10 protein-coding genes are annotated in these 13112 nt (G+C 67.7%); 5 read left to right on the top strand and 5 right to left on the bottom strand.

Annotated features, from left to right (window positions below; translation table 11 throughout):
- Positions 1-31: 31 nt before the first annotated feature.
- Positions 32-1417 (bottom strand): MATE family efflux transporter, encoded by a 1386-nt coding sequence (locus MO486_RS09300; protein ID WP_242906588.1) that lies wholly within the window; start codon positions 1415-1417, stop codon positions 32-34.
- A 38-nt stretch (positions 1418-1455) separates the two neighbouring features.
- Here MO486_RS09300 and MO486_RS09295 point away from each other — a divergent pair, with 38 nt between their 5' ends.
- Together MO486_RS09295 and MO486_RS09290 are read left to right on the top strand one after the other, a co-directional pair.
- A complete protein-coding gene (locus MO486_RS09295; protein ID WP_242906587.1) occupies positions 1456-2622 on the top strand; it encodes a DUF3667 domain-containing protein in 1167 nt (388 codons plus the stop codon).
- A gap of 6 nt (positions 2623-2628) precedes the next feature.
- Positions 2629-3030, top strand: coding sequence for a DUF4286 family protein (locus tag MO486_RS09290; RefSeq protein WP_242906586.1), 402 nt, complete (start codon positions 2629-2631; stop codon positions 3028-3030).
- Here MO486_RS09290 and MO486_RS09285 read toward each other — a convergent pair.
- Positions 2959-4365, bottom strand: a complete 1407-nt coding sequence (locus MO486_RS09285) for a DUF3106 domain-containing protein (protein ID WP_242906585.1) — start codon at positions 4363-4365, stop codon at positions 2959-2961. The genes MO486_RS09290 and MO486_RS09285 overlap by 72 nt on opposite strands.
- A 444-nt stretch (positions 4366-4809) precedes the next feature.
- On the opposite strand from MO486_RS09285, the gene MO486_RS09280 reads away from it, so the two are divergent.
- Positions 4810-6993 (top strand): primosomal protein N', encoded by a 2184-nt coding sequence (locus MO486_RS09280; RefSeq protein WP_242906584.1) that lies wholly within the window; start codon positions 4810-4812, stop codon positions 6991-6993.
- On the opposite strand, the gene MO486_RS09275 is transcribed toward MO486_RS09280, so the two are convergent.
- The 3 genes from MO486_RS09275 to MO486_RS09265 all read right to left on the bottom strand — a co-directional run bounded on the left by MO486_RS09275 (position 6927) and on the right by MO486_RS09265 (position 10756).
- Positions 6927-9389: a hypothetical protein gene (locus tag MO486_RS09275; RefSeq protein ID WP_242906583.1), complete on the bottom strand. Its 2463-nt coding sequence runs from the start codon at positions 9387-9389 to the stop codon at positions 6927-6929. The two genes, MO486_RS09280 and MO486_RS09275, sit on opposite strands and share 67 nt — an antisense overlap.
- A gap of 19 nt (positions 9390-9408) precedes the next feature.
- Positions 9409-10152, bottom strand: a complete 744-nt coding sequence (locus tag MO486_RS09270; protein ID WP_242906582.1) for a protein-L-isoaspartate(D-aspartate) O-methyltransferase — start codon at positions 10150-10152, stop codon at positions 9409-9411.
- 61 nt (positions 10153-10213) lie between these two features.
- Positions 10214-10756: a MarR family transcriptional regulator gene (locus MO486_RS09265; RefSeq protein WP_242906581.1), complete on the bottom strand. Its 543-nt coding sequence runs from the start codon at positions 10754-10756 to the stop codon at positions 10214-10216.
- Between the two features lie 85 nt (positions 10757-10841).
- On the opposite strand from MO486_RS09265, the gene MO486_RS09260 reads away from it, so the two are divergent.
- Both MO486_RS09260 and MO486_RS09255 read left to right on the top strand, forming a co-directional pair.
- Positions 10842-11792 (top strand): NAD(P)H-binding protein, encoded by a 951-nt coding sequence (locus MO486_RS09260; RefSeq protein ID WP_242906579.1) that lies wholly within the window; start codon positions 10842-10844, stop codon positions 11790-11792.
- Between the two features lie 4 nt (positions 11793-11796).
- Positions 11797-13056 (top strand): NAD(P)/FAD-dependent oxidoreductase, encoded by a 1260-nt coding sequence (locus MO486_RS09255; protein ID WP_242906578.1) that lies wholly within the window; start codon positions 11797-11799, stop codon positions 13054-13056.
- Positions 13057-13112: the final 56 nt, after the last annotated feature.

The raw sequence follows: 13112 nt of genomic DNA, 5'->3' as shown, positions 1-13112 counted from the left end.
GCTGACAGCGTAACCGCGCCGCGGCGCGCTTTCATGCGTCGTAGGTCACTGCGACGCTTGTACTGACCATGGGGGCGCGCCGGGCCAGTCGCAAGAATCGCCAGCCCAGCAAAGTCGCGGCGACGGCGAGGCCGACGATCAGCCCGACCCACATCCCCTGCGCGCCGTAGCCCAGCCGCAGCCCGAGGATCACCCCGAGCGGCATGCCCAGGCCCCAGTACGCCAATGCGGTGATCGCCATCGGCCAGGTCGTGTCCTTGAGTCCACGCAGGGCGCCGGCGGAGAGGGCCTGGATGCCGTCGGGAAACTGGAAAGTCGCCGCGAACAACATCAATGTCGCGGCCAATCCGGCCACCGCCATGTCGTCGGTGTAGACGCCGGCAATGGCGTGCCGGCCCAACACCATGATCGAGGCGGTGATGAACTGGGTGCCGAGCACGATCGCGTACCCGGCACGCCCGGCCGCGCGCACGCCATCGCCATCGCCGCGGCCTGCGGCCTGGCCGATCCGCACCGTGGTCGCCATCGCCACGCCCAGCGGCACCATGAAGGCGAGGCTGGCGACGTTGATCGCGACCTGGTGCGCGGCGACCGCAGTCGCGCCGAGGGTGCCGATCAACAGCGCGGTGGCGACGAACAACCCACCTTCAAGGAACACCGTCACCCCGATCGGCAGGCCCAGCTTGAGCAGGGCGGCAATCTCGCGCGGATGCGGCGGTTGCCAGTGCGAGAACAAGTCGAGATCGGCGAAGCGCGGCGACCAGTGCAGATAAGCCAGCAGGCCCAGCGCCTGCAACCACAGCACCAGCGCGGTGGCGTATCCGAGCCCGGCTGCGCCCAGCGCTGGCAATGGCCCGTACCCGAACATCAGGGTCGATCCCACCGGTACCAGCAGCAGCACGCCGGCGATACCGAACAGCATCGTCGGCAACGTCCAGGCCAGGCCTTCGCTGAGGTAGCGGCTGGCGAAGAACAACGCCAGCGCCGGCGCACCCCAGCGGATCGCGCCGAGGAAGGCGATCGCACCCGGACGCACGTCGTCTGCGATGCCCATCGCCGCCAGCAGCGGCGCCGCCAGGCTGACCAGCACGAACAAGGCCAGGCCCAACGCCAAAGCCAGCCACAGCGCCTGCCGGTACAACGGGCCGATCTCGCTGCGGCGCCCGCCGCCGTCGAGTTGCGACACCGACGGCGGAATCGCCATCAGTACCCCGACCAGCACCAGGATCACCACCGACCACACCGCGCTGCCGACCGCGACCGCGGCCAGCGTGGTCGCGCCGTGGCGCCCGGCCAGCACGGTATCGACGAAGGTCATCAGGACCGCCGACAGCTGCCCGAGTACCAATGGTGCGGCGAGCAAGGCGGTGGCGCGCACTTCGCGGGCGAAGCGCGGCGCGTTGGGGGAAAACGTCACGAAGTCGTCTCGAAGTTTCTTTTCGTTATCTTAGTGGCATGAACGCAACGACGACGGCCGTTACGGCCACCAGGGACCCCACGCCGCCGGCGTGCCAGAACTGCGGCACGCCGCTCCTCGGCGAACACTGTTACGCCTGCGGGCAGCCGGTGAAGGGGCTGGTGCGGCATTTCAGCAGCTTTTTCGGCGATTTCTTCGACAGCGTGTTCAACATCGATGCGCGCGTGTTCCGCACGTTGTGGCCGTTGTTCGCCAAGCCCGGCTATCTCAGCCGCGAGTACTTCGCCGGTCATCGCATCCGTTTCGTCAGTCCGGTGCGATTGTTCGTGTTCCTCAGCATCATCACGTTCTTCATGGCGCAGTTCGCGTTCGATATCAGCGGCGACAATGTCAACTTCAACGGCCGCGACGACAGCGACATCGGACGCGCCACCACAGTCGTCCAAGCTGAGCAACGGCGCGACGCAGCGCTGGCCGAGTTGACCAAGGCCCGCCGCGAGGAGCACGGCGTTCCCGGCGTCGACGGTGCGCTGATCGCCGCGGAAGTCGCCATCAACAGAGCCGCCGAGAGGCGCATCGCACAATTGCGCGAAGCACAGGGCAAGGGCGCGCCGCCATCTTCCGAGGAAGAGGAAGAGGAAGACACGATCTCCTTCAATGGCAAGCCGTGGGACGCCCAGAAGAACCCGCTCACGGTGTCGTGGCTGCCGGATTTCGCCAACCGCTGGATCAACGTCCAGGTCGGGCGCGCCAAAGCCAACATCGCCCGCCTCAAGCACGACCCGAACCGGTTCAAGGACGCCGTCCTCAGCGCGGTGCCCTCGACCCTGTTCCTGCTGCTGCCGGTATTCGCGCTGCTGCTCAAGCTGGCGTACCTGTTCAAGCGTCGGATGTACATGGAGCACCTGATCGTGGGCCTGCACAGCCACGCCTTCCTCTGCCTGGCGCTGCTCGGGCTGGTCTCGCTGAACGCGCTGGAAGACTGGGTGGGGCCCAAGGCGGGCTTCCTGAACGGGTTGTTGGGCATCCTGGAGGCGTTGCTGTGGATCTGGATGCCGCTGTACCTGCTGCTCATGCAGAAACGGATATATGAACAGGGCTGGCTGATGACCCTGCTGAAGTATTTCGTGCTCGGGGTCAGCTATTTGGTGTTGCTGTCCATCGGCGTGGTGGTCACCATGGCAGCCAGTCTTGTCTGGATGTGAAGCGGAATGGTCGTCTACGAAGTAAATCTGGAATTCGATGTCGCGATCGCGGAGGAGTACCGCGCCTGGCTCGATATCCACATCCGCGAAATCCTCGCGCTGCCCGGTTTCGTCAGCGCGCAGTTGCATGAAGTACTCGATCCACGGCCGACCGCGGGCCGGCTTGGTCTTAGCGTGCGCTACCTGGTGCGCGACGATGCGTCGCTCGACAGCTACCTGCGCGAACACGCCCCGCGACTGCGCGCCGATGGCCTGCAGCGCTTCGGCGAGGAAGGCGTGCGCATCCGGCGCCGCACCCTGCGTGAGGTTGCTTTGGACAACATCGACCAGCCGTCTTCAGTCCGCGACACGCAGCCGCAGCCAGGCGCCGCGGTCCGCGACCGGCGTCGCCAGCAAGCCGCGGAGTAAGTCCGCGCGTTGCTGCGGCGGCAACCGTTGCGCCAATCGCGCAAGATCCGCACGTTCTGCCGCGCCCATGACCCGCAACGCGACCAGCAACGACGCATGTTGCTCTGCGGGCAATTGCGCCAGCAACGGATGCAGCTTCGGATAATCGGCGCCCAGATCCGGGCCCAGCAGCCAGCCTCGCTGGATGCTGGCGTCGAGCGCCGCGAACCGTTGCCGCACCGCCTGCTGTTCCGCCTCGGGCAAGCCGGCGAACGCCTGCGCCGCGGTATCCACCTGCGCCTGCTCAATGGCATTCAATGCTTGCCAGGCGTGGTAGCGCTCGCGTTGCGCACCCCGTTCGGCGGCCGGCAAGGCATCCCAGGACGCCATGCGCTGGAGGTACCCGGCGCGCTGGCTTGCATCCATCGCCGCCCAGGACGCTGACGGCAGCACAGGTCCTGGCGCGGCGATGGCCGGTACGACGTCCATCACCGGGGCCGCAGATGCGGCGACGGGCGTCTTCGCCAGCTCCGCCACGTACCACGCGTTCAACGACAGGGTTTGGGCCTTCCGCAGTCCTTCCGGATCAGCCAGCAAGGCGAAATCGCGATGACTGGACGCGGCGAAGTCAGCATCGAAGCGTGCTGCGGGTGCTGCCGCCGGCGGGAGCGCTTCGCTGCGACCTGGCAGCGCGGCATCGGCGTCTCCCGGCGGACGCGACCAGAAGAAGGTTGCAGCGAAGCCCGCGACGCAGGCGGCCAGTCCCAGCCATGACAGTGCGAGCGACCAACGCCGCGGCGCGCGTGGTTGCGTTGCCGCCACCGGTGCACGAGGCGGCGGCGCCGGCTGCCCGAGCAACGCCCGTTCGCGCAGCTGTGCCAGGTGCGCGAGCCTTTGCGGCGACAGGGATTGCACCTGTTGCTGGATGGCGGCCTCGAGCGCCTGCCAGACGTTGTCCGTAGCCACGGGTTGCAGCGCGGCGAGGTAGGTCGCTGGCGCGACCGCCAGCACGGCTGCCGCTGCGTCGATGTCCAGTCCCGCCGCAAGTCGCAGCAGCACCGCCGCACGCGGTCCGTTACCAAGCGCGGCCAGGGGCTGCCACTGCGGCGCCCATGCCGACGGCGGCGCGCTGCGCCGCAGTTGCGGAGTCGCCAGCAGCAATGCCCAGAACCGCTCTGGCCACTGCGCCAACGGCAATGGCCCGGCGCTGGTCCGGAATGCGCGCATCGCCGCGGCGAGTGCGGCGTTACCAGCGAGCGGGTCGCCGCATTGCAGTTCGGCCAGGACAGCCGCGCGGCGGTCGATCCCGCGGAAGAAGGCGGCCAGCGCGGCCGTGGAGGGAAGCACCGCGGTCATCGAAACTCAGTCGTCATCCTCCGGATCATAGCGATGCGCATTGCCGAGAGACCGTCTTGACAGCACTGCAAAGTCCGGCTCCGCGAGGCTGTACAAGGCTTGCGCCCAAATCGGTTGTGCACAGCGGTAATAGAAACGTCACCCGGACTCGGTTCACGACCCGGCCGCGCCGTATTTCAACTTGGTTTCACGAACAACCCATTGATTCTAAAGACTAAGTGCCTTGTGGCACTTTTTTCACCAAGCAAGCTGCGGAGCTTGGAAATCCGTCTTCGCGCATTCCTGCCGCACGTCCATGCACAGCCTTATCCACAGATCGTGTGGATAAGGACAAAATCCCTTTTGATTCGAGCGTTTGCGAGACCTTCGTCACGCTATCGACCAGCTGTCGCCGGCAACTCGCCGCGCCTGCGGCACGAACTCGGCGACCGCTAGACTGGCGCGATGCCCGTTGCCGCCGAATCCATCCTGCGCGTCGCCCTGCCGCTGCCGTTGCCGCGACTGTTCGACTACTACGCGCCGGAAGGCCACGCGCCCATGCCGGACGACGTCGGCAGCCGCGTGCGCGTGCCGTTCGGCAACCGCGAACTGGTCGGCCTCGTCGCCGCCATCGGCGCGCCCGATCCCGATGCGCCGGCGTTGCGCGCGGCGCTCTCCCTGCTCGATGCCACGCCCTTGTTCCACGGCGAGTTGCGCGACTCGCTGCATTGGCTAGCGCGCTACACCCATGCGCCGCTCGGCGAGGTCTTCGCCACCGCCTTGCCGGCGGCGCTGCGACGCGGCGAGCCGTTGCCGGACACTCACGCCTGGGCCTGGGTGCTGACCGAAGCCGGCGTGACCGCGCACTCGCGCCTGCGCGGCAGACCACGGCGATTGGCCGATCTGCTGCTCGAAGGTGCGTTGGATGAAAGCCGACTCGACGACCAGTTCGAAGACTGGCGCAGCGCCGCACGCGCCCTGCTCAAGCGCGGCCTCGCCGAACGGATGGCGATTCCCGCTACGCAATACGCGCCGACGCCGCAGCCCGGACCCACGCTCAATGCCGAACAGCGTGTCGCCATTGACACCATCCAGGCCACAGACGGCTTCGCCGCCTTGTTGCTCGACGGCGTCACCGGCAGCGGCAAGACCGAGGTCTACCTGCACGCCATCGCCGACTGCCTCGCGCGCGGCAAACAGGCGCTGGTGCTGGTGCCGGAGATCGGGCTGACACCGCAGACCCTGACGCGCTTCCGCGCGCGCCTCGGCGTGCCCGTGCATGCGCTGCACTCGGGCCTGAACGATGGCGAGCGCGCGCGCGTCTGGGCGGCGGCCTGGCGCGGCGAAGCGCGGGTGATCGTCGGCACGCGCTCGGCGGTGTTCACGCCGCTGCCGGACGCCGGCCTGATCGTGATCGACGAAGAGCACGATGGCAGCTACAAGCAGCAGGACGGCATCCGCTACCACGCCCGCGATTTCGCCCTGGTGCGCGGTAAGGCGCTGGGCGTGCCGGTGCTGCTCGGCAGCGCCACGCCTTCGCTGGAAACGCTGCACAACGCCCGTGGCGGGCGTTATGCGCACCTGCGCCTGACCCAGCGCGCCGGCGATGCACGGCCACCGTCGGTGCGCGTGCTCGACGTGCGCAAACGCCCATTGCAGGCAGGTCTGTCGCCGGAGCTCCTCACCGCGATCCGCGCCGCACTCGACGCCGGTGGCCAGGTGCTGGTGTTCAAGAACCGTCGCGGCTACGCACCGGTGCTGCTGTGCCACGACTGCGGTTGGTCGGCGCAATGCAAACGCTGCGACGCACCGATGACCGTGCACGCCGGCGGCCGTCGCCTGCAATGCCACCACTGCGGTGCGCGCCAGGCGGTGCCGGATGCGTGTCCGGATTGCGGCGGCCTCGCGCTGCAGCCGCAGGGCATCGGGACCGAGCGGCTCGAGGAATGGCTGGCGGAAACATTCGCCGACGTCCCGGTGCTGCGCGTCGATCGCGGTAGTACCCGGCGGCGTGATGCGCTGGAAACTTTGCTGACAGAACTCGGCACGCGACCTGGCATCCTGGTCGGCACGCAGATGCTCGCCAAAGGCCACGACCTGCCGAACCTCACCCTGGTCGCCGTGGTCGGCATCGACGAAGGCCTGTTCTCCGCCGATTTTCGTTCCGGCGAAAAACTGGCGCAGTTGCTGATCCAGGTCGCCGGGCGCGCCGGTCGCGCCGACAAGCGCGGCGAAGTACTCCTGCAGACGCACCATCCCGAGCACCCGCTATTGCTGACGCTGATCAACGGCGGCTACCACGCGTATGCCGACAGCGAATTCACGCAGCGCGAGGCAGCGAACTTCCCGCCATTCGCGCCCCTCGCGCTTCTGCGCGCGGAAGCGCAGCACGCCGAACCGCCGCTGGCGTTCCTGCAAGCGGCAAAGGCGGTGTTGCGCGATGTCGACACGCAACTCGAACTGCAAGGGCCGCTGCCAGCACCGATGCCGAGGCGCGCCGGCTATCAGCGCGCACAGTTGCTGCTGTCCGCAGGCGATCGTCGCAGTTTGCACGCGGCGCTCGATGCCGCGTTACCCGCAATCTATGCCTTGCCCGAAGCACGCAAACTGCGCTGGTCGCTCGACATCGATCCCGTCGATCTGTATTGAGCCGGCCATACCGCAGCCGCCAACGCATACAACCCCAGCGCGACCAGCAACGTCGTCGCCAGCCCGATTTCGATCGCCAGCAGCAACGCCGCGATCGCCGCGACCACGGACGCGCAGCCGTTGATGCCCCAGGCCCACGGCACCAGCGCCGGCACGGTGCGTGCCAGCCGCGACAAGCCCAGTGGAAACGGCAGGCCCATCGCGAATGCCAGCGGCGCGATCGTCAGCAGACCGAGGATCGCGCGCAACCACGGCGACCAACTTGCACCGACTCGTAACGCCAGCGCGAACACCGCGAAGTGCCAGGCCAGCGCGAGCGCAATCGTGCACACCGCCAGCACGATCGAACGCGCCGGGTCGTGGCGCCAACGTTGCGCGCAAAGACTGCCGCCACCGGCGAACAGCAGGAACCCCGCCAAGCCCACGCCGATGGCCAGCAGCGGCTGCCCAACCAGCAGCGTGAGCCGCGACAGGCACGCAATCTCGATCAGCATGAACGCCAGGCCTAGGCAGGCGAAGTACGCCAGTACCCGCAGACGCAGGCCGCGTGCGATCTCGTCGCGCCGCGGTAGCGCCAGCAACGGCAACAACACCAATGCCACCGCCAATGGCATCGCCTGCGCCAGCGCCGCGAGCAACAGCAGATAACCGGAATCCAGCAGCACCGCCGCACCCTGCGCACGCAGGCGCCACAGCTCCGGCAGCGTCGCCCACTTGAAGAAGTTGGCGAAGTACGGCCGGTCATCGGTCGCCGGCGCGATGTCGAACTTGTAGGCCTCGACATACGCCTGGGCGCGTGGCGACAGCAGTTCACGTGCACCAATGAATGCCTCGGCGCGTGCGAGCGCGTGGTAGCGATTGCCCTCGCCTGCACGCATGCCCGGGTAATGCACCGGATCGAAGCTGAACTCCTCGACGAACGCGCGCAATCGCTCGATCTCGCCGGCAGTGAATGCGCCGCGCTTCAGCAACAGCGTGCTCGCGTCCCAGTTGCGGATCATCGCCAGTTGCACCCCGGCATCGCGCACGCCTTCGGCACGCAATGCCTCGACGGCGGTGGCGAACAACTTCAGCGCATCGCGCGGCGGCTGCTTCTCCCAGCGCGTGATCGCGAGCAGTCCACCGGGCGCCAGCCGCACGTAGTCGTCGCGCAGGGCCTGCACCGTCGCGGCGTAGTCCTCCGCGACCGCCGTGACGCCGGCGCTGCCGGAAGCGAACGACCCCCCCTGGCCAAGCACGATCAGGTCGTAGCGTGCGGTCGTCGCACGCACGAAACCGCGCAGCTCGGCCACTTGCACCTGTACGCGTGGATCGCGGTACAGCCCGCCGGCATAGTCGCCATAGCGCGCTGTCACCAGGCCCACCATCTGCGGATTGGTCTCGACCGCGCGCACGGTACGTGCATCCAGCGCCAAGGCCTGCAGCACTTCGAAGCCAGCGCCGGCGCCGAGCACCAGCACGCGCGGACGCAGGCGCAGCCGATATGGCAACGCCGAGGTCGTGCGCCCGAGGTAGGCAAGCGATGCGCGCTTGCCGTCGTTGCGGGTGATCGCACTGAGGGAGTCGCCGTCGGTATACACGCCCAGTTGCGGCGCCGGCTCCTGCAGGTTGTTGAGACTCAATCCAGGCACCTGCCGCAACGGCAGTCGCGGACTCGCCACCACCGCCAGCCAGCCGTAGGAGCTGTGGCGCTCGGCGATGATGCGCGCGTCGCGTACCAGCAATGCTTTCGCCAATCCTTTGAATTCGTTCGGCGCCGGTGCCAGCGCGCGTGTCGTCGCCAACATCACGAGGACGAGTATTGCGACGATGGCGCACGTGGCCGTCCGCGATGCGAGCCCACGCATCACCACCGCAGCCGCTGGCGCGAGCAGCACGACCAGCAGCAAAGCCACATCCACCGGCACCAGCCACAACATGACCAACGCCAGCACGGCGCCGACGCCGGCGCCGAACAGATCGGCGCCGTACAGCATCGGGATGTCGTCGCCATGACGCGCGAACGCCAGGCCGAAACACGCCGCGGCGAAGAAGAATGGCAGCGCCAGGCACAAGTACAGCGCACTCAGCCACAGGAATTGTCGCCAGTTCCACACCAGTTCCAGGCCGTTGAACGGCAACGCGCGCGCCAGTCCCAGGCACACCGCTGCAGTGAGCGCGAACACGATCGCCGCTGCCGGGAACCATGCGTCGAAGCGATCCACCGCGCGTTCGCGCAATACGCTGAGCGCGGTACCGCTGGCGCCGTGGCCAAGCAAGGCCAGGCTGATGATCACCACCGCAAAGGGATGCCAGTGCGCGATCGCCAGCCAGCGCATCAGCAGCAACTGGTAGGCCAACGCCGCGGCCGAGATCAATGCGATGGCGCAAGCAAGACGGACGGGGCGCGCGGACATGGCCGCAGCATCGATCGCGTCAGTGGTTGCCGGTCAGCGGCACGAACCGCACCGGCACCAGTTGCCGCGTGCGTACCCGGCCTTGCGCATCCTTCTCCACCAGCATCAGCGTCTGGGTGAAGAACGAAGTGCCGACCGGGATCACCATGCGCCCACCCGGTTTCAGTTGTCGCAGCAACGGCGGTGGCACCGCCGGCGCCGCGGCGGTCACGACGATGCTGTCGAACGGCCCTGCCTGCGGCCAGCCGTAGTACCCGTCGCCGACCCGCGTATGGATGTTGGTGTAACCCAGCGCGCGCAGGCGCTGCGCCGCCTGCGTGGCGAGCGGCTCGACGATCTCGATCGAATACACCTGCGCGACCAGCTCCGCCAGCACCGCCGCCTGATAGCCGGAGCCGGTGCCGATCTCCAGCACCTTGTGCGCCTTCCCAGGCCGTGCCAGGTCGGTCATCAGCGCCACGATGTAAGGCTGCGAGATGGTCTGGCCGTAACCGATCGACAGCGGCCGGTTTTCATACGCATGCGATCGCTGCGTCTCCGGCACGAACGCATGGCGCGGCACGTGCGCCATCGTCTCCAGAACGCGACGGTCGATGTCCGCTTCGCCAGCGGCTTGTTGGCGGATCTCCACCACCATCGCGCGGCGTAGTGCGGTGTATGGAGCCTCGCGCTCCTGCGCGCCCGCCGATGCCAGACACAAGCCCAGCACCAGCACGTAAAGCGCGCGCTGCAGCCCCTTGGCGGTGGCGGCCTTACCCGGCATGGCGCGGAGTCTAGGCTCGCCACCGTGAGCAACACGGCAACGCAAGTGGGTGATGACGCTGCTACGCGTTCTCGCGCAGCAGCTTCTGGATCTTGCTGCCCAGCTTCATCAGCTTCATCAGGGTGGCCGGTTCCAGCCGCAGCATTTCCTCGCCCCAGGCCGACAGCGCCGACATCAGCACCAACGTTTCCTTCATCCGCGCGCGCGCGTCGGCTGGTTCCTGCGCAAATGCCGGATCGGCCACGCACTCCTTCAGCACGCCCACCGTCGGGTCGAACTCGCGCGCCTTGCGTTCGCGCACCACGGTGCGGAACAGCTCCCACACGTCCTTGCCGGTCTCGAAATGATCGCGACGATCACCCAGCAGGTGCACGACCTTGATCAGGTTGAGGTTGGTCAACTCGCGCAGGCTGGTACTGACGTTGGAACGCGCCACCACCAGGATCTCGGCGATCTCTTCGGCATGCATCGGCCGCCCGGCGAGGAACAGCAGCGCGTGGATCTGCGCCACGGTGCGGTTGACGCCCCAGCGCGAGCCCATCTCGCCCCAGTGCAGGACGAAGCGGCGGCTGACCGGAGAGAGCGTGTCGACGGGCGTGGTCATGTGGCTGTGCGCGGGCTTTGCATGCAAGCTAATTCCGTCATATATTTCTGTCAAGACAGAAATTACTGACGCGGGGAGCAAGGAGATGCGTACTCCCGAAGTACCGGACCGGAAGGTCCTGGTCCTGGGCGGCAGCGGCTTCATCGGCCGCCACGTCGTCGCCGCATTGCAGGCAGTGGGCTGCCCGGTGGTGATCGGCAGCCGCCACCCGCAGCGACGACGCCGGCAGCTGCCGGCAGGCGGCGCCGAATACCGCGAAATCCGCTTCGAACACCTGCTCGACGCCGGCAGTTGGCGCAGCGTACTGGATGATTGCGACATCGTGATCAACTGCGTCGGCATCCTGCGCGAACGCGGCCGCGAGACCTACCAGCGCGTGCACCACCTCGCCCCGGCGGCGCTGGCAGCGGCCTGCGCAGCGCGCGGCCTGCGCCTCATCCACGTCTCCGCCCTCGGCCTCGAGGCGCCCGTGCGCAGCGGCTTCCTGCGCTCCAAGCGCGATGGTGAAGCCGCGCTGCGCGCGAGCGGCGCGGACTGGTGCATCGTGCGACCGTCATTGCTCGATGGCGAAGGCGGCTATGGCGCGCGCTGGATCCGGCGCGTGGCGCGTTGGCCGATCCACGTGCTGCCGCAAGACGCGCATGGGCGGATCGCGGTGCTGGATGTACGCGATCTCGGCGAAGCCATCGCGCGGCTCGCGCTCGCCCCCGCGCGCGGTGGCGACGCACGCGAATTCGACCTCGGTGGCCTGCATGCACGCACGCTCGGCGAGCACCTCGCTGCGATGCGGGGCCTGCACGCCGGCGCACCAGCGCGGCAGCTGGCGATTCCGACCCTGCTTGCACGGCTGGCCAGCCACATTTGCGATCTGCTGCACGTCACGCCGTTTTCGTACGGTCACTGGGAGCTGCTGCAATACGACAACTGCCCACGCCGCAACCGGCTGCCGGAACTGCTCGGCCGCGCACCGCGCGAGGTCGGCGTGGTAGCGCCCGCATTGCAACCGGTTGCTGGCGTACTTCGACCGACGAGCTGAGCCTATGACCGCAACTTCCGTTCCACATGTGGTGATCGTCGGCGGCGGCTTCGCCGGCTTGTGGGCGACGCGCGCCCTGGCGCGTGATCGGGTCCGCATCACCCTGATCGATCGTCACAACCACCATCTGTTCCAGCCGCTGCTGTACCAGGTCGCGACCGCCGGCTTGTCGGCGCCGGACATCGCCGCGCCGCTGCGGCATATCCTGCGCGACCAGCGCAATGCTGAAGTGCGCCTGGGCGAAGTGGTGCAACTGGATGCCTCCGCGCGCCGCGTCATCCTCGCCGATGGCGACAGCGTCGCTTACGACTATCTCCTGCTTGCCAGTGGCGCCACCCACGCCTACTTCGGCCACGACGATTGGGCCCCGCATGCGCCGGGACTGAAGACGCTGGACGACGCGCTCGCACTCCGCCGCCGCCTGCTGCTCGCCTTCGAACATGCCGAAAGTTGCGACGATCCGGCCGAACGCGCGGCCTGGCTCAATTTCGCCATCGTCGGCGGCGGCCCGACCGGCGTCGAACTCGCCGGCACGCTGACGGAAATCGCACGGCATACGCTCAAGCACGAATTCCGCAACATCGATCCGGCCGAGGCGAAAGTGCGGTTGCTGGAAGCTGGGCCGCGGGTGTTGGCATCGTTCCCGGAATCGCTTTCGATCAAGGCACAGCGGCAACTGGAAAAGCTCGGCGTCGAAGTCGTCACCGGCACGCCGGTCAGCGCCATCGATGCGCGCGGCTATCGACTCGGCGACCGCTTCGTCCCCGCGCGCACCGTGGTCTGGGCCGCGGGCGTCGCCGCATCGCCGTTGGGCGCATTACTCGATGCCCCTCGCGACCGCGCCGGACGCGTGCAGGTTGCGCCCGATCTCAGCGTGCCGAATCATCCCGAGATCTTCGTCGCCGGCGATCTCGCCAGCGTGCAACAGGGTGGACGCCCGGTTCCCGGCGTCGCCCCCGCGGCGAAGCAGATGGGCGCGCACGTCGCCAGCGCTATCCGCGCACGCCTGCGCAACGCGCCGACGCCGGCGTTCCGCTACCGCGACTACGGCAACCTCGCCACCATCGGTCGCAACAAGGCGGTGGTCGAACTACACGACCTGCAGTTTTCCGGGCTGTTCGCCTGGCTGTTCTGGCTGGTCGTGCACATCTTCTTCCTGATCGGCTTCCGCAATCGCCTGATCGTGCTGATCAACTGGAGCTGGGCCTATGTCGGCTACCAGCGGCATGCGCGGATCATCCTGGGCAAGGATCAGCTCCCGTAGGAGCGGCCTATAGCCGCGATCTTTGCGCAGACGATCGCGGCTCCTACGATGGCAGT

This window comes from Lysobacter sp. CFH 32150, assembly GCF_022758295.1.
Taxonomy (GTDB): Bacteria; Pseudomonadota; Gammaproteobacteria; order Xanthomonadales; family Xanthomonadaceae; genus CFH-32150.
This window is presented reverse-complemented; position numbering and strand designations above follow the sequence as displayed.